The organism is Antrihabitans spumae, from assembly GCF_043944905.1.
GTDB lineage: Bacteria > Actinomycetota > Actinomycetes > Mycobacteriales > Mycobacteriaceae > Antrihabitans > Antrihabitans spumae.
The window spans coordinates 12,541-32,595 of the sequence record NZ_JBIMSN010000102.1 but is presented as its reverse complement, the minus strand read 5'-3'; the positions used below and the strand labels follow the sequence as shown (position 1 = coordinate 32,595).

The 20,055-nt window shown below is 63.8% G+C and carries 24 protein-coding genes; 12 read left to right on the top strand and 12 right to left on the bottom strand.

From position 1 onward, the window contains the following. Nucleotides 1–22 precede the first annotated feature (22 nt). On the top strand, nt 23–1,513 hold the full coding sequence (locus ACHIRB_RS21865) for a CCA tRNA nucleotidyltransferase (RefSeq protein WP_395125631.1): 1,491 nt from the start codon (nt 23–25) through the stop codon (nt 1,511–1,513). 16 nt (nt 1,514–1,529) lie between these two features. On the opposite strand, the gene ACHIRB_RS21860 is transcribed toward ACHIRB_RS21865, so the two are convergent. Both ACHIRB_RS21860 and ACHIRB_RS21855 read right to left on the bottom strand, forming a co-directional pair. Then, nucleotides 1,530–2,381, bottom strand: a complete 852-nt coding sequence (locus ACHIRB_RS21860) for an SRPBCC family protein (RefSeq protein ID WP_395125630.1) — start codon at nt 2,379–2,381, stop codon at nt 1,530–1,532. After that, nucleotides 2,378–2,695 carry an ArsR/SmtB family transcription factor gene (locus tag ACHIRB_RS21855; RefSeq protein ID WP_395125629.1) on the bottom strand — a complete coding sequence of 106 codons (318 nt, stop codon included), beginning with the start codon at nt 2,693–2,695 and terminating at the stop codon, nt 2,378–2,380. The genes ACHIRB_RS21860 and ACHIRB_RS21855 overlap by 4 nt, the downstream gene beginning before the upstream one ends. 79 nt (nt 2,696–2,774) lie before the next feature. On the opposite strand from ACHIRB_RS21855, the gene ACHIRB_RS21850 reads away from it, so the two are divergent. Further along, nucleotides 2,775–3,380, top strand: coding sequence for a hypothetical protein (locus ACHIRB_RS21850; RefSeq protein ID WP_395125628.1), 606 nt, complete (start codon nt 2,775–2,777; stop codon nt 3,378–3,380). Nucleotides 3,381–3,384: 4 nt separating this feature from the next. Here ACHIRB_RS21850 and ACHIRB_RS21845 read toward each other — a convergent pair whose 3' ends face one another. Beyond that, nucleotides 3,385–4,185 (bottom strand): hypothetical protein, encoded by an 801-nt coding sequence (locus ACHIRB_RS21845; RefSeq protein WP_395125627.1) that lies wholly within the window; start codon nt 4,183–4,185, stop codon nt 3,385–3,387. Between the two features lie 159 nt (nt 4,186–4,344). On the opposite strand from ACHIRB_RS21845, the gene ACHIRB_RS21840 reads away from it, so the two are divergent. Continuing rightward, entirely contained in the window at nt 4,345–4,773 is a 429-nt protein-coding gene (locus tag ACHIRB_RS21840) for a hypothetical protein (protein ID WP_395125626.1), read from the top strand. On the opposite strand, the gene ACHIRB_RS21835 is transcribed toward ACHIRB_RS21840, so the two are convergent. Beyond that, complete coding sequence (locus ACHIRB_RS21835; RefSeq protein ID WP_395125625.1) at nt 4,766–6,082, bottom strand: MFS transporter; 1,317 nt, start codon at nt 6,080–6,082, stop codon at nt 4,766–4,768. The genes ACHIRB_RS21840 and ACHIRB_RS21835 overlap by 8 nt on opposite strands. A 122-nt stretch (nt 6,083–6,204) precedes the next feature. Between ACHIRB_RS21835 and ACHIRB_RS21830 the strand changes: the two genes are divergently transcribed. Further along, a complete protein-coding gene (locus ACHIRB_RS21830; RefSeq protein WP_395125624.1) occupies nt 6,205–6,759 on the top strand; it encodes a hypothetical protein in 555 nt (184 codons plus the stop codon). Nucleotides 6,760–6,915: 156 nt separating this feature from the next. Continuing rightward, nucleotides 6,916–8,550 (top strand): ATP-binding cassette domain-containing protein, encoded by a 1,635-nt coding sequence (locus ACHIRB_RS21825; RefSeq protein WP_395125623.1) that lies wholly within the window; start codon nt 6,916–6,918, stop codon nt 8,548–8,550. On the opposite strand, the gene ACHIRB_RS21820 is transcribed toward ACHIRB_RS21825, so the two are convergent. Beyond that, entirely contained in the window at nt 8,530–8,910 is a 381-nt protein-coding gene (locus ACHIRB_RS21820) for a VOC family protein (protein WP_199708235.1), read from the bottom strand. The genes ACHIRB_RS21825 and ACHIRB_RS21820 overlap by 21 nt on opposite strands. 114 nt (nt 8,911–9,024) lie before the next feature. On the opposite strand from ACHIRB_RS21820, the gene aroQ reads away from it, so the two are divergent. The 3 genes from aroQ (at nt 9,025) to ACHIRB_RS21805 (ending at nt 10,727) form a co-directional block, all read left to right on the top strand. After that, nucleotides 9,025–9,465, top strand: a complete 441-nt coding sequence (gene aroQ, locus ACHIRB_RS21815; RefSeq protein ID WP_199708237.1) for a type II 3-dehydroquinate dehydratase — start codon at nt 9,025–9,027, stop codon at nt 9,463–9,465. 119 nt (nt 9,466–9,584) lie between these two features. After that, the gene (locus ACHIRB_RS21810; RefSeq protein ID WP_395117744.1) at nt 9,585–9,977 is read left to right on the top strand and encodes a DUF4189 domain-containing protein; all 393 of its coding nucleotides are present in this window, start codon (nt 9,585–9,587) and stop codon (nt 9,975–9,977) included. Nucleotides 9,978–10,103: 126 nt separating this feature from the next. Next, nucleotides 10,104–10,727 carry an NAD(P)-dependent oxidoreductase gene (locus ACHIRB_RS21805; protein ID WP_395117742.1) on the top strand — a complete coding sequence of 208 codons (624 nt, stop codon included), beginning with the start codon at nt 10,104–10,106 and terminating at the stop codon, nt 10,725–10,727. Between the two features lie 6 nt (nt 10,728–10,733). Here ACHIRB_RS21805 and ACHIRB_RS21800 read toward each other — a convergent pair whose 3' ends face one another. The 3 genes from ACHIRB_RS21800 to ACHIRB_RS21790 form a co-directional block, all read right to left on the bottom strand. Further along, entirely contained in the window at nt 10,734–11,873 is a 1,140-nt protein-coding gene (locus ACHIRB_RS21800) for a helix-turn-helix transcriptional regulator (protein ID WP_395117740.1), read from the bottom strand. A 420-nt stretch (nt 11,874–12,293) separates the two neighbouring features. After that, complete coding sequence (locus tag ACHIRB_RS21795) at nt 12,294–12,545, bottom strand: hypothetical protein (protein ID WP_395117738.1); 252 nt, start codon at nt 12,543–12,545, stop codon at nt 12,294–12,296. Beyond that, a complete protein-coding gene (locus ACHIRB_RS21790) occupies nt 12,538–13,389 on the bottom strand; it encodes a GAF domain-containing protein (RefSeq protein WP_395117736.1) in 852 nt (283 codons plus the stop codon). Before ACHIRB_RS21790 ends, ACHIRB_RS21795 begins: the two co-directional genes overlap by 8 nt. Before the next feature lie 60 nt (nt 13,390–13,449). Between ACHIRB_RS21790 and ACHIRB_RS21785 the strand changes: the two genes are divergently transcribed. Then, the gene (locus ACHIRB_RS21785) at nt 13,450–14,088 is read left to right on the top strand and encodes a GNAT family N-acetyltransferase (RefSeq protein WP_395117734.1); all 639 of its coding nucleotides are present in this window, start codon (nt 13,450–13,452) and stop codon (nt 14,086–14,088) included. Here the strand turns inward: ACHIRB_RS21785 and ACHIRB_RS21780 are convergent. Both ACHIRB_RS21780 and ACHIRB_RS21775 read right to left on the bottom strand, forming a co-directional pair. Continuing rightward, the gene (locus ACHIRB_RS21780; protein ID WP_395125622.1) at nt 14,072–15,184 is read right to left on the bottom strand and encodes a glycerate kinase; all 1,113 of its coding nucleotides are present in this window, start codon (nt 15,182–15,184) and stop codon (nt 14,072–14,074) included. The genes ACHIRB_RS21785 and ACHIRB_RS21780 overlap by 17 nt on opposite strands. Before the next feature lie 74 nt (nt 15,185–15,258). Next, the gene (locus ACHIRB_RS21775; RefSeq protein WP_395125621.1) at nt 15,259–16,497 is read right to left on the bottom strand and encodes an acyl-CoA dehydrogenase family protein; all 1,239 of its coding nucleotides are present in this window, start codon (nt 16,495–16,497) and stop codon (nt 15,259–15,261) included. 73 nt (nt 16,498–16,570) lie between these two features. Here ACHIRB_RS21775 and ACHIRB_RS21770 point away from each other — a divergent pair, with 73 nt between their 5' ends. After that, nucleotides 16,571–16,885 carry a GNAT family N-acetyltransferase gene (locus ACHIRB_RS21770; protein ID WP_395117728.1) on the top strand — a complete coding sequence of 105 codons (315 nt, stop codon included), beginning with the start codon at nt 16,571–16,573 and terminating at the stop codon, nt 16,883–16,885. 51 nt (nt 16,886–16,936) lie between these two features. Here ACHIRB_RS21770 and ACHIRB_RS21765 read toward each other — a convergent pair whose 3' ends face one another. Beyond that, nucleotides 16,937–17,674: a lysophospholipid acyltransferase family protein gene (locus tag ACHIRB_RS21765; protein WP_199708249.1), complete on the bottom strand. Its 738-nt coding sequence runs from the start codon at nt 17,672–17,674 to the stop codon at nt 16,937–16,939. Nucleotides 17,675–17,683: 9 nt separating this feature from the next. Next, nucleotides 17,684–18,274, bottom strand: coding sequence for a TetR/AcrR family transcriptional regulator (locus tag ACHIRB_RS21760; RefSeq protein ID WP_395125620.1), 591 nt, complete (start codon nt 18,272–18,274; stop codon nt 17,684–17,686). Nucleotides 18,275–18,353: 79 nt separating this feature from the next. Between ACHIRB_RS21760 and ACHIRB_RS21755 the strand changes: the two genes are divergently transcribed. Beyond that, complete coding sequence (locus tag ACHIRB_RS21755; RefSeq protein WP_395117724.1) at nt 18,354–18,929, top strand: dihydrofolate reductase family protein; 576 nt, start codon at nt 18,354–18,356, stop codon at nt 18,927–18,929. Nucleotides 18,930–19,006: 77 nt separating this feature from the next. Further along, the gene (locus ACHIRB_RS21750; RefSeq protein WP_199708253.1) at nt 19,007–19,981 is read left to right on the top strand and encodes a pirin family protein; all 975 of its coding nucleotides are present in this window, start codon (nt 19,007–19,009) and stop codon (nt 19,979–19,981) included. Nucleotides 19,982–20,055 lie beyond the last annotated feature (74 nt).

Sequence of the window (20,055 nt, the reverse complement as noted above, 5' to 3'; positions counted from 1 at the left end):
GTCTCACCTAAGCTGCATCCTTGTGTCATCTCCAACCCCGAACGGTAAGTCGTCGAGCGGCGCATCCTCCGACGACGAGCGCCGCTCTCGGCTCCTCGCGGGCGCCGCAGTCACTTTAGGGGGACTCTCGGATGTGCTGACGCCGCTCGGTGCCTTGTTCGCGGCAGAGGGTCACGAGCTGTATCTGGTCGGTGGCAGCGTGCGCGACGCGATACTCGGTCGGCTCGGGTCCGATCTCGACTTCACCACCGATGCGCGTCCGGAGGCTGTCCAATCGATCCTGCGGCGCTGGGCCGACAACCAGTGGGACACCGGGATTGCCTTCGGAACGATCAGCGCGTCGAAAGATCAGCAGCAGATCGAGATAACGACATACCGCGCGGATTCCTACGACCGCGTCTCCCGCAATCCCGTCGTCGCGTTCGGTGACACCCTTGCCGGGGACCTGATCCGGCGCGATTTCAGCGTCAACGCAATGGCGGTGCGGATCGGCGCAGATGGATCGCTGGAATTCGTCGACCCGCTCGGTGGCCTCGACGCACTTGTTGCAGGGGTGCTCGACACTCCAGCAGCTCCGCAGGATTCGTTCGGCGACGATCCGCTGCGAATGTTGCGCGCTGCACGATTCGTGTCGCAACTCGGGTTCACCCTCGCGCCACGAGTTGTCGACGCGATGCGTGAGATGGCCGGCGAAATCGACCGGATCACCGCCGAACGGGTGCAAGCCGAACTCGACAAACTCGTCCTGGGCGACCACGCGACCGACGGCGTCGACATCATCTGCGAAACGGGTCTTGCCGATCGTGTGTTGCCCGAGGTGCCTGCGATGAAGCTCGAGATCGACGAGCATCACCAGCACAAGGACGTCTATCAGCATTCGCTGACCGTGTTGCAGCAAGCGATCGACCTCGAGGACGGCGACCCCGACCTCGTTCTGCGTTGGGCGGCGTTGCTGCACGACATCGGCAAACCGGACACACGCCGACTCGAACAGGGCGGCGGCGTCAGCTTCCACCACCACGAGGTGGTCGGCGCAAAAATGGTGCGCAAGCGGATGCGGGCGCTGAAGTATCCGAAAGCGCTGACCGACGATGTCGCGCAACTCGTCTTCCTGCACCTCCGGTTCCACGGCTACGGCAAGGGGCAGTGGACGGATTCGGCGGTCCGCCGCTATGTCACCGATGCCGGCGACCTGCTCCCCCGGCTGCATAAATTGGTCCGCGCCGACTGCACGACGCGTAACAAGCGTCGAGCTGCCGCGTTGCAAGCTACCTACGACGACCTCGAGTTGCGGATCGACAAGATCGCCGCGCAGGAAGATCTTGCACGTGTTCGTCCCGACCTCGACGGCAACGCGATCATGGAACTGCTCGACATACCCGCCGGCCCGAAAGTGGGCATGGCCTGGCGGTTTCTCAAGGAACTTCGCCTCGATCGCGGACCGTTGAGCCGCGACGAGGCCGAAGCCGAACTTGTGAAATGGTGGGCGTCGCAGGGCGATACGACCGCCTGATTTGCTGGTTGGCTGCTCAGCCGACGTGCATGAGGCGTGCCGCTTCGCGCACGATGTGCGCGAGTGCGCCGCCACCCCATTGATCGATCGCGGCGTCGATCTCCGTGGGATCGGTACCGGCGACTTCGAGGGTGAGCCGCGCGCCGTGTCCCGTCCCTTCACCGAGTGTCAGCCGGACGTCGTCGCCAGGCTCGCCCACGCCCGTCGAAAAGCTGAAGGAGCGCTGCGGGTCGAGTTCGGTGACGGTACCGAGCACGACGTCCGGTGCCGCGAACGGCCGAAACTGCTCGCCGACCGCGGGTGCATCTATGCCGCCGAAGAACAGCTGCCACGCGACATCCGCGCTACAGATGAGCTGTCGCTCGAACCTGACCTGCCAGCCGCCGTCGGCGTTGGTCACCTGCGGCTGATCGAGGCCGAAGCGGGTGACGAGTTCTTCGTGCCGTTCGTCGCGACGATCGGCCGTGGCGGAATCCGGTTCGCGATCTGCCAAAACCGACTCCAGCGCAGCGAAGCACTGTTCCCAGCCGGTCGCGAAACTCGCGGCGCCTGCCCGATCTCCGAAGTGATGCGTCAGCGTGAGAACCGTCCCGACAGCCGAAGAGGCGAGCTGGAACTCGAGCACGTCCTCTTCCCAGGTGAACACCAGCCGATGGGGAGGTTCGATCGCCCGCACCTGCCCGTCGCCGCCGAAGCCGAAGCGGACGACTCCCTCAGGCTTCAATTCGATTTCGACGTCGGACGGAAACCAGTGCTTCAGGTTGTCGGACGTCGTGATGGCGCGCCACACGCGGTCGACGGGATGGTCGTATGTGCGGGTCAGCCGGATCGACGGCTGGGTTGGCGAGTCGAGAAACTCCGTATTCATGATTCCTCCGCTTCCATTGCGTCCAGGTGGTCACCGAGTAGATCGAGGCGGCGCTCCCACATCCATCGGTAGGGTTCGAGCCAGTCCGCGACTTCCATCAGTGGCTCCGCGCGGAGCTGATACCAGCGGCGTTGCGCGTCGACACGGACGGTGACGAAGCCGGCCTCGCGCAGGATCCGAAGATGCTTGGAAACGACCGGCTGGCTCACTTCTATCTCGGTAACCAGGTCGTTGACGGACTTCGGCCCGCTGCGCAGCGAATCCAGGATTTCGCGGCGGACCGGCTGCGCGAGTGCCTCGAAGATCAGGGACATATCTGCAATATGCCAGCTTTGATATATAACGTCAATGGCATATATAGGCGTCTCGTCGCTCTACCGGGATACTTGTCGCGTGCCTCGTGATACCGATGACGATCAGTCCGACCGCTCGCCCGCTTCGCCGCGACGATCAGGTCCGCCGCCGCGTCCGCCCGTTTCGGTCAAGCCGTTCGAGGTTGCCGCCGCGCCGAAGGCGCCGACGAGGATGTTGATCGCGGGCTGTCTGTGGCTGGTCTCGGCGTTGCTCGCGCTGCCAACCGTGCTGTATGCGCAAAGCAGATTCGACGAGAACTCGGCTGTGCTCCTCGAGCGCCTCACCAAGGATCGCGACAACACGGTCACCGAGTTGGACAGCGCGCGTGGAATTGCCGACGCCTTGCCGCCCGCGATCTTGGGCGCTGTGCTGGTCGCGGTGGTCGTGCAGTTGGGCTTCGTGGCGTTGATGATCATGAAACGCAGCCGAGGTGCGCGGGCGGCTTTGGTCGTGTTCGGCATCGTGACACTGGGCTTGCTGGTGGTGTGGCACGACATCGTGTTCACCGAGCCGGCCCCGATCTATCAGATTGTGTTTGCGCTGCAGGCTGTTTCGCTGTTGGTAGCGATGGTCGCGATGTTCGGTGACGCACCGAGCGCCTGGTTGCGTGGCGACTTCGGCGTGCCCGAGGGCTCGGCGGGCTAGCGCGTTACCAGACGATGAGCGCGGACCCGGCAACGATGGCGTTGCGGATCTGCGCGAGGTCGAGCTTGCCGGTGACGCTCGGCACGTGAATGAGGAACCGCACGTGGTTGTCTTCGCGGACCGCACGCACGATGCTCGCCTCGTTGGGTAGGTGCGCCAGCGGAATATGGCGTGGCGGAACGACATTCGACGGTACGGGGAAGCCGAACCAGCGGACGCTGCGGATATCGAGCCGAACGAGGTCTTCGCGGACGGATGCGTCGACGACGGCAACCAGCTTCTTCACCGGGTTGGTGGCCTTGATCAGGCCGGAGTCCAGCGCTTCCAGCTCCCAGTCGAGACCTCGGGTGTTCAGCCAGGCGACGACGGCTGCGACGGACACGAGACCTTCCAACTCGACCTGCTCGGCATCGAGGCGCGTCGGGACGCCGGGAACAACGCGGACCCCCGTCGCGATCCCGCGGACCTCTTCGATGAGGTGACCGTCCCAGTCGACGTTCACCAACTCGATCTCGCCCTCGAAGAGCGCGCCACGACGGCGTGCGACGAGTCGTTTGAGGACGCCGCGCATCTGCAGTCCGTGCACTTTGATGTCGATTTCGCGCCCGAGGAAGCGGCTGAGAATGCCGTCGGTCAGGACAGTCATCACCACGTCGGGTAGCAGGGCAGTAACCGTGCCCGCACCCAACGTCGCCACCGGATCTACCCAGGAGGTCGTCACGGCTGCCCACTGGTCCAGCCAGGACTTGCCAACTCCGGCGGCTCGAAAAGGCGACCAGGACTTCGGATCGAAATACGAGGTCATGATTGGTCGAGAATACTGGCGATTTGCCTGTGTCGCCGCGTGTCGTACAACATGTGCCGCCGATCGGGTGCCTGAGCTGCAGACACGCCTCGATTTCGGCTGTGAGGTCCCGCACGCCGGGTATGGAACCGTTCTCCGGTTCTACACATCCAAGTGGTTATGGGTGGATTCGAGTACAGCTTCGGCACAGGTGCAGCTGAGCCGACGTTGTGGTCGTCGAGTGCAGAACTCGACCTCGGACCGCCTGGCGCGTTGGACTCGATATCGCTCGATTTCGACGGCGACGGTCGTACCGACGACGCGATGTGGGATTCGGATGCCGACGGCGTCGCGGACAGGTCGGTCCTCGACCTCGACGACGACGGCACACTCGACGCCTACTTCGCGGATCCGTCGGGCACCGGTGTCTGGAATCAGCAGGTACCCGGCCCTGGGTCGGTGCTGCCGGATATGCACAGCGCTGTTCCGGGCGTCGACGATGTACTCGACACCGACGGCGACGGTCGGTTCGACACCCTTGTTCTTCCCGACGCGACTGTCACCGACACGGACGGCGATGGGTATCTCGACGCGGTGGAATTCACGTAGATCCTTGTCCGGCCGTGATTCTGCGCTGGTTCAACGCAATTGCGACGAGGCCGATGACATAGAACCCGCTGACCGTGACCGCGACTGCGACGGAATGCCCGTCGGCAGGAACGTTTGCCGCGGTGACGACCAGCGCGAGAACGAAGGTGATGTTGAAAACGGTGTCCTGCAATGCGAATACCTGCCCACGTCGGACGTCGTCGATCTCGATCTGCATGGCCGCATCGCCCGTCAGCTTGATCGTTTGTCCCGCGAGACCGAGGAAGAACGCACCGGCAAGCAAAAGCTGTTGAGAGAGCGTTGCGACCAACCCGACCTGAACGACCGCTGCGAAGCACAGCGCGACGACGATCGTCCGGGAGCGGCCGAGGCGCGGGATGAGAAACGGGGCGACGATGGCCGCGATCAACATCCCCGAAGCCGTCGCAGCAACGGCGACGCCGAAGCCGACGAGCCCGTTCGGAACGTTGCCGCCCTCCTCCGGCTCTCGCAGGATCAGCACCATGATCAGCGTGTTCGCGCCGAAAACGATTCGATGCGAACCGATTCCGATCATCGCAGTCGTTACCCCGGGCGAGTTCCAGACCGCTGCCGCTCCGGTCCGTAGACCTGCGGCGACGACCCGGATCGCGTCGAATCCGGTGGGTCCGGCGTTGAGGTCGACGTCGGGTCCGAGTGCGCGGGCGGCAAACCTGGCTGCGGCGATCGCGCCGATGATGGAGCCGAGCGCGCTGCCGATCACGGCGACGGCCGACGCGGTGTCACCTTCGCCGATGACTGCGATGAGCGCGACTGCTGCGGCAGCACCGATGCCGGCGAATCCTGACGCGACGGTTGCGAGAACGGAGTTCATGGGGACAAGCCATGACGGCTTGACGACGTGTGGCAGTCCTGCGGATACGCCGGCCATGACGAATCGACTCACGCCGACAACAGACAGAGCGAGCAGGAGCAGCAGTGATTCGCCTGCGCCTGCGAGGAGGCATGTTGCGACTACGGCGATCAGGATCGCGCGGACGATGTTGGCGACAAGCAGCACGAGCCGCCGATCCCAGCGGTCGAGCAGGGCTCCAGCGAACGGGCCGATGATCGAGTAGGGCAGCAGCAGCACTGTGAAGCCGGCGGCGACGGCGAACGGGTCGGTCTCGCGTTCGGGATTGAACAGGATTGCGCCGGTCAGAGCGGCCTGGAACATGCCGTCACCGAACTGTCCCGCAAAGCGGACGGTGGCAAGTCGACCGATGTCGGGACTTGCTCTGATCGCGCCGACAACGCGGGAGATGCCACGCCCCGGGTCGTCGTCGATCACGGAGATGGACTCTAGGCGCTTCGCGCTCGTGAGTCTTTCCGGAGGGCGGACCCTCCTAAAAGACTCACGACCAAAATGCGGTGTAACGTTGTAATCATCATTACAACGAAATAGGAGCAAGCATGAAACACGCACCACGTGGTCGAGGATTCGGCCGTCCCGGCGGTTGGCAGCAGGCCGACGTCCCCGATGCCGCAGACGCGTCCGACTGGTTCGCAGGTCGACTGCCGAGCGACTGGTTCGACGGCTCGGCCAGTGTCGAAGTCGATCGGGAAGAGATCGTCGTCATCGGCACGTTGCCGAAGCCGGACGAAGCAGAATCGGACGCGACCGCCGAAGGTCGGGTCGCTCGCTTCCGGGAAACGACACGGTCCGCGCGTATGCAGATCGCCGACGAAGCCGAAGCCCGCTACGGACGCAAGGTTGCCTGGGGCGTCAAGGTGGACGACAAGACAGCGCTCTTCACCCACCTCGCGGTGCCGGTCATGACGCGACTGCGCCAGCCCGAGCGCAAGGTTCTCGACACACTCGTCGATGCCGGCGTCGCGCGTTCCCGGGCGGATGCCCTGGCGTGGACGGTCAAACTCGCGGGTGAGCACGCCGAAGAATGGCTCGCCGAACTGCGCGGAGCGATGAAGAAGGTCGACGATCTGCGAGGCGAAGGACCGAAGCTCTGATTGTCGATAAATCAGTTGTCACCCAACGCGATGAGATCTAACCTGGTTCTCGTCTTGTAATCGATGATCGGAGTAGGACCCTTGCTCTTCTAGAGGCAATTGCCGCTGCAGCCCGCGTCGCGCGCTGCGTTATCGCCGCAACCTCTGGAGGGCACCATGGCCTCTCGTTCTATCGCCATCTCCGACCTGGCATTCACCTGGCCCGATGGCACAACACAATTCACCGGTATCGACGCCGTATTCGGTCCGGGTCACACGGGCGTCGTCGGTCTCAACGGCTCCGGAAAATCGACACTGCTGCGATTGATCGCGGGCGATCTCGTGCCGGATCGCGGGTCGATCACCGTCGACGGACGGATCGGCTATCTGCGGCAGAGCATCGCTCTCGATGCCGAACGGCATGCCGACGAGATACTCGGGATCGACGGCATCCGAAAGGCGTTGCACCGCATCGAATCCGGCACGGGAGCAGCGGACGATTTCGACGTGGTGGCCGGCCGCTGGGACGTCGAGGAGCGTGCCGTCGCGCTGATCGGTTCGCTCGGTCTCGGGCACATCGTGTCCGAACCGGCGCAACTCGATCGACCGGTGTCGACGCTCTCGGGCGGCGAGGCAGTACTGCTCGGATTTGTCGCGGAACTACTGCAGGACCCTGATGTGCTGCTGCTCGACGAGCCGACCAACAACCTGGATCGCTTTGCGCGACAACGACTCTACGAGGCGGTCGACGCTTTCGCGGGAACCGTGTTGACAGTGAGTCACGACCGCGACCTGTTGGATCGGGCCGACGACATCGCCGAGCTGCGCGCGGGATCGATGCGGTTGTTCGGTGGCAACTTCACGACCTATCAGCGGATTGTCGAGCGGGAGCAGGAAACTGCCCGGGCCGCGATTCGCGATGCTCGTAGTGATGTTCGCAAGCAGAAACGCGAACTGGTCGAGGCTCGGATCAAGTTGGATCGTCGCCTGCGGACCGCGAAGAAGGCCGAGGAGGAAAAGCGGGTTCCGAAGATCATCTCGGGTTTGCGGAAGATGGCTGCGGAGGAATCGGCAGGCAAACTTCGCAACAATCACATCGAGAAGGCTGCGGACGCGGCAGCTCATCTTGTGCAGGCAGAGACTCAGCTGCGCGACGACCGTGAGATCCGCGTGGATCTGCCTGCTACGCAGCTCTTTCCGGGTCAGGACGTGATCGAGCTGACCGACCTCCGGCTTGCGTGCGGTCCTGTTGTGTCGCTGGCAATCACTGGACCCGAACGCATCGGGCTGATCGGTCGCAACGGTATCGGCAAAACCACGTTGCTGCGGGCAATCGTCGATGCGGGACCGCACGTGCCGTGGCGGTGGTTGCCTCAACGGCTCGACATCTTCGACGGTGACCGTTCGATCGCCGACAACGTCGCGAGCGTTGCACCACAGGCGTTGCCGGAGCAGATTCGTGCGCAGCTGGCGCGCTTCCTGTTTCGCGGGTCGGATGCGGACAAACCCGCAGCGGCATTGTCGGGTGGTGAGCAACTGCGGGCGGCTCTGGCCATGTTGCTGTTGGCCCAACCCGCACCGCAGTTGCTGCTGCTCGACGAACCGACGAACAACCTCGATCTGCCGAGTCTCGCCCACCTGACGCAGGCGCTGTCGAATTACCGTGGCGCGCTGATCGTTGCAAGTCACGACATCGCATTCCTGCGGCAGATCGGTATCACGCGGTGGGTCGAACTCACCGAGAACGGTTTGGTGCCCGCCGATGACATGGCGTCAGGTCGTCCCGAAGCGTCAGGTCATCCACTGCACTAGCTGAATCACGACGCCGTTGGGATCGAGCATCTGGAAGTAGCGTTCACCCCAGGGTTCGGTCTCGATGGGCGTCGCGATCAGCACGCCCTCGGCGGTCAGCCGTTCGTATTCGGCGTCGATCGCGTCGACGACGAACACAACGAGCAGGCCCTGCCCCGCGGACCCGGCCATGCTCGCCGGCTTGAACGTGCCAAGACCCGTGCGCAGGTAGATCAGGTTGAAGCCTGCGTCGGGACGCGACAGGGATACGAAGCCGTCGGCGGACATGTCTTCGGTGAAACCGAGATGCGTTTTCGCGAACTCGGCTGATGCCGTCGGGTCGGCGACGTTGAGTGAAATTGCCGATGACGTGATCTTCATAGGGGTTCCTTCCCGGCGCGCCGGTACGCGCATTCCTCTACAACGTACGACGTACGGAGAATGTTCCGGCTTGTCGACCGAATCTGATTGCGCGCGATTGCTACCGTTGCCATTGTGACGTCTCCCGCACCGATTCTCCTGCTCAACGGCCCGAACCTGAACATGCTCGGCGTGCGTCAGCCCGAGGTGTACGGCAGCGAATCATTGGCCGACGTCGTTCGCCGGACCCGCGAAGTGGCCGAGGCCAACGGCCGCGCTCTGCTCGATTTTGCGTCCAACTCCGAAGGCGAACTGATCGACCGCATCCATCAGGCGCGCGGCGAAGTGTCGGGGATCGTGATCAACCCCGCCGGCTTGACCCACACCTCGGTCGCCCTGCGTGACGCGTTGGTCATTCCCGAGGTCCCGATCGTCGAGGTTCACATCAGCAACGTCTATGCCCGCGAGCCGTTCCGGCATCACTCCTACGTCTCGCCCATCGCCGCCGCCGTCATCTCCGGGCTCGGCACATACGGCTACGTCGCAGCCGTGCAATACCTCTGTGAAACCTCTTGACCTGCGCCGACGCCTGCGTTAAGCCTTCTTTAAGGGACGCGTAACCGGCTTCATGAAATCTCTTCCTCATCGAACGAGCGCGGAACCCCCTCCGCCCGTACCGCACAGGGAGAAACATCATGAAGCTCACCAACACAGTTGCCCGCGCCGCCGCCGTCACCGCGATCGCAGCAGGTGCAGTCGCGATGGCCGCGGCTCCTGCATCGGCGAACAGCTACGACAACTGGGGCGCGATCGCCATTTCGATCGACACCGGCGCGACGGCCTACGCCATCGACTACGGTTCGGCCGGTGCTGCCGAGAGTGCCGCCGTTGGGTCGTGTGGCCAGTACGACTGCCAGGCGGTCGTGAACTTCGCGAACGGTTGCGGTGCGGTCGCGCAGGCACCCAACGGTGCGTGGGGCTGGGCCTACGCCGCGGACCGCGCGGGCGCGGAAGCAAGCGCAATCGGCGCGACACCCGGCGCAGGCGCTCGCATCATCACCTGGGCCTGCACGACCGGCCACCTCTGACCCGTGGAGTGAGGGGCGCCCTGACCACGTCCGACGTGGTTGGGGCGCCCCTCGTTCCACGTGGGGCGGCGGCATCGCAGAAAAGTGGTATTCCACCGCCGACCTGGCAGTTTTACCGTTCGTTGCATGAAAATTGCAATGTTCGGCGTGACGGGCACTGTCGGTAGCGTGTTGTTGGAGCAGGCGCTCGATGCCGGTCACGATGTAGAAGTTCTCGTGCGGTCCCCGGGCAAGCTCGCGACTCGATCGCCGCACCTGTCGATCACCGAGGGTGATGCGTGTGACGCTGCGGCCGTCGAATCGGTGGTCGCCGGCACCGACGCCGTACTCAGTACTTTGGGCGGATTTCGTGGACCGGAAAGTCTCAGTGTCGGTACCGCCGCGATCATGGGTGCGTTGGCCCGCCACAGCGTGCGGCGCATCGTGATCATGCAGGGCTTTCACCTGCACATCGAAGGCGATCCGCGGAACGTCGGCAAGCGTCTGATCGGGCCGATCATGAAGACCGTTGCGCCTGCGATCGTGCGTCATGCGGCGATCATGGGAAAGGCGGTGGGCGAGAGCGACCTGGACTGGACGATAGTTCGAGCTCCACGTGTCATCGCAGGCGGACCGACGGGTCGCATGCGGACGGGCATGTTGAAGATCGGGCCGTGGAGCACCGTGACCTGCGGTGACGTCGCGTCGTTGATGCTCGAGTGCCTGACCAGCGATCGGTTCGTCGGCGAGGCCCCGATGATCGCGTCCTAGCCGGTTCTAGTCTGCATTCCACGGACCGCCGCGAACCGCCTTGTTCGCCAGCACTCGCTTCTCGTTGTCACGAAACCGTGGCTCGTAGTGGTTGAAGAAGATCTTCCCCACCAGGTCGCGTCGACTACGGACCCCCGTCTTGTCGAAGATGCTCTTCAGGTGCTGCTGCACGGTGTGCACGGAGACGACCAGGTCGGTCGAAATCTGCGTCGTCGATGCGCCTTGCAAAACCAGGCGGGTGACGTCCTTCTCCCGCTCGGTGAGTCCATATGCCGACATCAGCAGTGGATTGATTCGGCTCGGATGCGCCGGTTCGACTATCACGGCGATCCGCCGCTGGCCTGTCGAGGTGAGGCAGGCGCCGTGCAACACGAGCCACCTGCCGGAACGCGACCGTATGCGCGACACCGCCACGTCGCCGGGTCGGCTGCGATCTTCGGCCGAACGCAAGGTCCTTCCAGCGAGTGTCGTTACCGCAGAGGGCAATTCGCCACGATCCCAATCGCCGTCCGGTAGCTCTGCCAGCCAGTGCGCCACCCCTGGCGTCACGGACTCGATGTCCCAATTCTCGTTCAACACAAGCAAACCCGGCGAATCCACGTATTCGGGTTCCGCAGCTTGGCCGAACAGCAGCGCGCGGCGAGCGCCATCGGCGAGGCTCGGCGCCACCGCCGCGATGAACGATTTCTCCAGCTCGGTGAACATCGGCTTGTCCGCGTCCCGATAGAGACCGAGAGCACCCCACACCTCGCCGGTTCGAGTGCGCAGCCGTGCGATCAATTCCTGATCGCCGCCCATCGACATGTTGCGTCGCCATCGTGGACTGCTGGACGGATCGCCGTCGGTTGCCTCGTGGAGGGTCGAGATGCCCGTCGACGATCGAATGACATCGGGGACCGACTGAGCATCGTCCTCGTAGTACTCGGCCGCCAGCCACTCGCCGGAGAATTCGGGTAGACCGACATGAAAGTGGCTTGTCATCAGCAACGACGCCGGGTCGACGGTGTACCAGCACGGTGTCTGGAAGAAGGGGACCACGCTGCCGACGACCTCGGTCACCTCGTTCCACAGCGTGACGAGATCCCGCGGTTGGGTGCACAGCCGCGCGACCTTCTCCGTTGCACGCTGAACAGAGTCGACGCTCACGGAGCCAACGCTACGAGCACACCGCACCGAAACGGAATACCAGGTTTGTGTAGGTCTGGCTCCGGTGTTGCACGACCTCCCGCCCGCGGCGAACGGACGGGAGATCGTTCTAACCGGTGGCTGTCCCCCTCATCTTGGACAAGCGAGCAGCTTGCATCAATTAACCTCCACCGATTTGTCGGCACACACGTCGCCGCCGCTCACGGGACGCCCGCTGCGGTCGGATAAATGCTCGTGTGGCTCAACTATTTGCATCCCAGCTCGGAAGAACGGTCGGAAAGTACGTCGAATAGACGCACTTCATCAGTTCGTCCGGCACCGTCTTCAGACTCGAGCCAGGGATCGTCCCAAAGGACGCTGGCCGATCCTATGACCTCTCCAGTGGTGCCGCAACCTGCAGCGCACCGCAGGACTGCTGTGTCAGTCGGTATTTCCGCGGGTTCGGCCGGGGTCGACCGTCAAACCTGGGTGTCCAGGATCGGTTGCGGGAACGGGATCCGGTTCGTCCGATTCGCCGATGACCTTCATCTCGATGAGGCCGAGTTGCGGTCCGCCCTCGTGACGGATCACGGCACCCGAACCGTTGACGACGGTCCACCCGCCGCCGAATCTGCGCAGGCGGATGTTGGCAACTTCGGCTCGATCGGTCTTGCCGGTGAACACCTCAGCCACCGCTTCGAAGATGCGCTTCACATCGTCGGGATGCGGCGCGTCGCGATTGTCGACCATGCCTTTCCACTGGATACCCGTCGGCGGATCGGTGATCCTGAATCAGCCGCATCCGACTCAAATCCATCAGCACTATGTGGGTACTCAGAGCTACCTGCGACATCGCCGCCAGCGCCGCAGACTCCAACGATCGTGGCAACGGGCTGTTCGCAGAAACGTCGTGCAGCAACCCTCGCCACACCTGGTTGTCCTGTTGCGCGGCAAGCACGAGGTGCGCGACACCGGTCCTGCCTGCAGAGCCCCGGACTCTGGCAAGCCCGTTCCAGGTCGATCCGGCATGCGGTTCGAGCACTCGACTGATCATGCCGAGGCCGTCGTCGACACTCATATATCGAAGAGCTTCGGGAGCGGTGAAGGTTCGCCGGTCGGACGCGACGACGTCCGCAGAAAACAGATCGGGCAGTGTTGCAGGAAGCTCGACCAACCGCAGTGTGGAATCCCAGTCGAAGGCAAGGGCCGTGGCCGGCGAGGTCTGCGGCTCCGAAGTCGAGGGGCCGATCCACAGCTGGACCCCGTGGACCTCCGTAGGTCCGATGATCGGCTCGAGTATCAGCCGTGTCGATTGGCCTGGCATGAGTTCTCGCGTCGTGTCGTACCGGATCTTCGTGGTCCGGACGAGTTCGATCTCGCCAAGGACCCACCGCTGGACAGCATCCGAGAGCCGACCGCCGACACGTTCCTTGAGCGCTCGTTCGAGGGACGTCCGTGCTTTCGCCTGCCCGTCCCTGCCGACCAACCTAGGGTCGCCCTCCAGCACGTCCACGACGAACCAGCCCTTGTCGGTCATGTCTCCCCCTGCAGCTCAGCGTGGTTGTCACCCTAGCTGTAGCCGAACAGGCGACAATGAATGTCTATGCAACCCGAACCGATCGTTCGTACATCGGCACGCAGTGACGTTCGTGCCGCGGCCCGCGTTCTTGCCGATGCCTTCGCCGACGATCCGTTGATGGCCTACATCTGGCCGGATCGCGAAGCGCGGATCGCCTCCCTGCCAAGATATTTCGAGGTCTCGCTGCGCCATGTGCACTCGGCGGGAGGCGGAGTTCAGGTGGTGTGCGACGCAGGCGGAAGGATCGCAGGCGTGGCGATCTGGGATCCGCCGAACCGGTGGGAGCAATCGACGACGTCCGCCATTCGCGCTGCGCCCGGCCAACTTCTGGCTCTCCGGACGAGAGTTTTTGCCGCGTTGCGAGTTCGGGGCACTCTCGAAGAGCGGCATCCGCGGCATCCGCCACACTGGTATCTGTCGAACATCGGCACGGCGTCTGCCGTTCGAGGGGCTGGCTACGGCAGAGCATTACTGGACAGTCGGCTGGCCGACTGCGATGCCAACGAGCTTTCGGCGTATCTGGTCTGCACCCGCCGCGAAAACATTGCCTATTACGAAAAGTTCGGATTCGTTGTGACCGAGAGCTTTTCGCTTCCCGGCAACGGTCCTGAGCTTTGGTCGATGGTCCGCGCGGCTGCCGTCAGAACTGTTCCGTAATCCGCCGACCCACTCCTTCTAGCAGTTCGGCAGCATTCGCGATCGACCGCTCCAGGACTGGCTCGACGTCGGACAGGGTGTAGACCCTGGCGAAACCGGCTGCCCGGAGCTGCTCGTTGCTGAGCACGCTACGACCCGCGACCGCGACGACCGGAACGCCGACGGCTTGCGCCCGCGCCGCGACACCGATCGGAGCCTTGCCCGCCAGGCTCTGCTCGTCGAGTGAACCCTCGCCGGTGACGACGAGGTCGGCGTCGACGAGAACCGCGTCGAACCCGACCAACTCGAGGACGATGTCGATCCCGGGACGCTGTCGCGCACCGAGGAAAGCCATGGCTCCGAAACCCGTTCCGCCCGCGGCGCCTGCGCCGGGTTCGGTGCTGACATCGCGACCGATCGCAGCAGCTGCGGTCGAAGCCCATTGCGCCAGAGCAGCCTCCAATTCGACGAGGTCCGCGGCATCCGCACCCTTCTGCGGTGCATAGACGGCGGTCGCCCCGTTCTCGCCGAGCAGTGGATTATCGACGTCACACGCGAGGACGAACGTCGCGGCCGCAGCCGCGGGGACGAGTCCCGACAGGTCGATGCGAGCGGCACCCGCCAACGCCGCGCCGCCACGCTCTACCTCGGATCCGTCGGCGTTGAGAATTCGAGCGCCGAGCGCCTGCATCATCCCGGCACCGCCGTCGGTCGAGGCGCTGCCGCCGAGGCCGATGACGATCTCGCGCGCCCCGCGCTCGAGCGCATCCTTCATGACGAGGCCAAGCCCGAATGTGCTGGCCGTCAACGGTTCTGCGCGGCCGTTCGGCAGCAGAACCAGTCCGACCGCAGCGGCCAGCTCGACGACCGCCGTGGACCCGCGTCGTGCATAGGTCGCAACCACCGGCGTGCCGGTCGGCCCTTCGGTCGCAACTGATACCGCCTCCCAACCGGCTGCGACGGCAGCTGCGACGGTGCCGTCGCCTCCGTCGGCAATCGGCACGCGCTGCACGGTCCACTCCGGCTTTGCGTCGAGAATGCCAGACGCGAGTGCGTCCGCGACGTCGGCGGCGGTCAGCGATCCTTTGAACTTGTCAGGTGCGACGACGACGCGCATGGGGCCTCGCTCTTCTCAGCGTTCCGCAGATATGGCAGCGGGCCCCGTCATTGTGCGTGGGCGAACGCGGACCCTCAACTCGAGGAGCGGCCCAACAAACCTTTCGCTATGTGGGTGACCTGTACTTCGTTGCTGCCTGCGTAGATCATCAGCGACTTCGCATCTCGCGCCAGCTGCTCGACGCGGTACTCGGTCATGTAGCCGTTGCCGCCGAACAGTTGCACTGCTTCCATGGCAACTTCCGTGGCCGCTCGCGAGGAATACAACTTCATCGCCGAGGCCTCCGACAGCGAGACCTTCTTGCCCGCGGCCATGCGCTCGACTGCCGAGAACACCATGTTCTGCACGTTGATCCGCGCGACCTCCATCTCGGCGAGCTTGAGCTGGATCAGCTGGAACTTTCCGATCTCCTGACCCCAGAGGGTGCGGCTCTTCGCGTAGTCGAGGCTGAGGCGATGGCATTCGTTGATGATGCCGAGAGACAGCGACGCGATGCCGATCCGCTCGGCCGAGAAGTTCTCCCGCGCGCTTTCCTTGCCGTCACCCGATGCGGCTGTTTCGGATTCGCCGAGCAGGCGGTCGGGGGTGAGGCGGACGTTGTCGAAGAACAGCTCGCCCGTCGGCGAGGAGTTCATGCCCATCTTCTTGAACGGCGCGCCCTGCGTCAGGCCTTCCATACCTTTGTCGAGAACGAAGGCAAGCACCTTGCGGTCGCGACGGTCGACCGTCGAGTCGCCGTCGTCGAGCTTGGCGTAGACGATGATGACGTCGGCATACGGACCGTTGGTGATGAACGTCTTCTGCCCGTTGAGCAGGTAGTCTTCGCCGTCGCGCTTGACGTAGGTCTTCATGCCGCCGAACGCATCCGAGCCGGAATCGGGTTCGGTGATGGCCCAGGCGCCGACCTTGTCGAAGGTGACGAGCTCGGGTAGCCACCGCTTCTTCTGTGCGAGCGTGCCGCGGCTGCGGATCGTCCCCGCGGCAAGACCGAGGCTTACCCCGAGCGATGCGACCAGGCCGAGGCTGACCCCGGCAAGTTCGCTGTTGAGTACGACGCCCATGCTGCCCGCGCCGCTGAACACACTCTCCGAACCTGGTTTAGCGGCGTCCCCGGATTCTTCACGGGCGAGCGATTTGTCGAGCGACTCTTTCGCCATCGCGTCGATGCCGAAGGTCTTGAACAACTTTCGGATGATGTCGAACGGCGGGAGCTTGCCGCTCTCGAGATCGTCGACGTACGGGCGGATCTCCTTGGTGATGAAACCCCGTAGAGCGTCGCGAAACATGATGTCGGTGTCCGACCATTCGTACATACCCTCGAATATAGAACAGGTTCTCGTCTGCGGGTCCGCGGCCTGGCGCTGGCCGGCGAGTAATGTCGCCGCCATGGAGACCCGCGTCGAGAAGAACGTCGACCTCAATCGCTTCGAGATCCACGTCGGCAATCAGATAGCCGGGCTTGCCGCGTACGAAAGTGCCGCTGCGAACCGGGCTTTCACGCACACAGAGGTCTATCCGCAATTCGAGGGACAGGGTCTGGCGAAAATTCTGATCAAGTTCGCACTCGACGCAACGCGCGAGGAGGGGCTCGGCGTGCTGCCGTTCTGCCCCTTCGTGAACAAGTACATCTCGAAGAATCCCGAGTACCTCGACCTCGTCCCCGAGTGGGCGCGGGAGCGGCTGGGCCTGCCGACCTCGTGAGCACTTTCGGCGGGCGGAACCTCCGAAAGGACGCACGAGCGGAGTAGCCGCCTAATACCGCGCGACCGCCTCGTCGAGCGCTGCCTGCATGCCCTTGACGACGTGACGCGTGATTTCGCCAGGACGGGCCGGTAGGTCGGTCTCGGGTGTGTCGATGAAGAAGCTGGCCGATTTGTAGGACTCCTGTGTGGGTCCGTAGCTGAGCCCGACGTAGACCATCGCCGGTTCGATGCCTAGTTTCTGTGCGCGGCTGGTGATGTGGCCGATGCCGCTGCCGACCGACTGCACCTTGGTCGGGTCGGTTTCGTTGCAGGTGCCCTCGGGGAAGACTGCGATGTTGTCGCCCATCGCCATTCTTTCGGCGCAGACATCCATCATTCGTTGCCCTGCTGCGTTGACCGCACGAATCCCGTGGTTTTTGCCCCGGAATACCGGTAGCCCACCCATCATCTCGACCTTGGCGCGGCGTTCCTCGTCGAGGAACAGTTCGTCTTTGGCGAGGACGCGGGAGTGACCGATGGTCGGACGGATCGGGCTCCGCGCAGCCATTGCCGCGACGGTGTACGGATCCGTTGTGCTCAGGTGATTGACCGCCAGAATGATGCGCCTATCGGAACGGACCAAATCCTGCAACGCCTTCTTCGCACCGGCGCGATAGGAGATGCGCGGACGGTACTTGAAGCCCAAGATCGCGTAGGACAGCTTCGCCTTCAGCACGTTCTGCTTGTGTGCGAGGTAGTAGTCGTACACGGCTTCGTAATTCTCGAGCCGGACCTCGGGTGGTTCCATTCTTCGACTCTACGAGGGTCCGCTTGTTGTGGCAGGGCCGAGTATCCGGTGGACCAGTTCGGTCACTACTTCGTCGAGTGGAAGTCCCGCATCGATCGATGTTGTGAGCTGGTCGAACAGCAGTCCGTCGAGTGCGTAGTGCAGCATCGCGATCTCCTTCGCGCCGCCCGGCAGTCCCGCTTGCGCGTTGTAGTCGACGTCGCCGCGATAGCCCGATGTCAACGTCGCGCGAAGTATCTGTGCAAGCCCGGGTCGACGTGTTGCCTCGATGCGCAGCTCGAACAACGCGCGCATCAGGTCGGGAGCGGCGGCCGTCCGTTCGACGATGTAGCGGACGTAGTCGGTTGCGAGTTCGATTCCCGGCGTGCGTGCGGCGAGTTGTTCGAGTCGTTCCGGGTCCGGCGCGATCCGTTCGAAAACCCGCTCGCCCAGTGCGCCGAGCAGCTCGTCACGAGTGCGGAAGTAGTTGGCCGCGGTGCCCTCGGGCGCTTCGGCTTCCCTGTCGACCGCCCGATGGGTGAGCCCGCGTGTGCCGGCCGAGGCGAGAACGCGCAGCCCGGCGTCTGCTAGCTGTGCGCGTCGTTCGGGGTTGGCGACCATGAGGATCAGGCTAGCACCGACCACAACAGCTGTGGTACTTTAACCACAACAGCTGTGGTGGATAATCGGAGGAGTTCACATGCGAAAGCTGACGTATTACATCGCCACGTCGATCGACGGATACATCGCGGCGCCGGACGGTACGGTCGACGCGTTTACGGTCGTGGGCGACCACATCTCGACCATTGCAACCGACTATCCGGAGACGTTGCCGAAGCATGTGTGGCCACATTTCGGGGTCGACGCCCAGGCGACAGGCACAAAATTCGACACGATTCTGATGGGTCGCAAAACGCTCCAGCCGGCTCTCGACGTAGGCCTCACCAACGCCTACCCCCACCTGCGGACGATCGTCTTCTCACGATCGCTACAGCTCGACGACCCAACTGTGACGGTGACAGCGGAGGACCCCGTCGCCGTTGTCGCTGATTTGAAACGCGAGGACGGCCTCGGCATCTGGCTCTGTGGCGGCGGCACGCTCGCCTCGGCACTTGTCGCCGAGATAGACGAATTGATCGTGAAGACCTACCCCGTGCTGCTCGGTGCGGGAATCCCGATGTTCGTCGGGGGTGAGTACACGCCGGCCGAGTTCGAACCGACCGAAACGAAGGTCCACGAGAACGGTGTGGTCTTCTCCCGGTATCGGCGGAGATGAGGTGGGAATATCTCACTGTGCTGGATGTTGAGAAGGATAGTAGTTAAACTCTCAACTAATTCTTCGAGGAGGCCACCATGCCCGCCGTGACCGTAGAGAACATCTTGACGCTCCCGCGCATCGCCGAGCCGGATGTGTCGACACGTCCGCGCCCGGTGGTCTCGGTGACGACCGCTCCGACGGGGTACGAGGGCGAGGGCTTCCCGGTTCGCCGGGCATTCGCGGGCATCGACCTGCGCGCACTCGATCCGTTCATCCATATGGACCAGATGGGCGAAGTGAACTATGCGCCCGGTGAGCCGAAAGGCACCCCGTGGCATCCGCACCGCGGCTTCGAGACGGTCACCTACATGATCGACGGAATCATGGAGCACCAAGATTCCAACGGCGGCGGCGGAACCATCGGAGGCGGCGACACCCAATGGATGACCGCAGGCGGCGGGATTCTGCACATCGAGACTCCCCCAGAGCATTTGGTTGCATCGGGTGGTCTGTTCCACGGCGTACAGCTGTGGGTGAACCTGCCCAAGAACAACAAGATGGCGGCACCCCGCTACCAGGACATCACAGGTAGCAAGGTGGCGCTCGCGTCCTCACCGGACGGCGGTGCTCTGGTGCGTGTGATCGCGGGCGAAATCGCGGGACAGCACGGTCCAGGATCGACCTACACGCCGATTGCGCTGTCGCACAGCACCATCGCACCCGGCGCGACGTTGACACTGCCATGGAATCCAGACTTCAACGCCATCGTGTACGTGCTTGCGGGTGCGGGCACAGTCGGGGCCGAGCGGCGCCCGATCCGAATGGGCCAGACCGCCACCTTCGGCGCCGCTCGATCGGGAGACACGATCACGATTTCCGCATCGGATCAGCAGGATTCGCGCAACGAGTCGCTCGAGGTCTTCGTACTCGGCGGCAAGCCGATCCGTGAGCCGATAGCCATGGCGGGACCGTTCGTGATGAACACGAAGGCCGAGGTCCTGCAGGCCTTCGAAGACTTCCAGGCGGGACGGCTCGGGTCCATCCCAGCCGCTCACGAAGCGATCGGCTGACACCAGGGGCGTCGATGGGTGTATCACGACGTTCGGGCGAGATGTAGTAAGGCGCACCAGGCTTGGGCGTTACC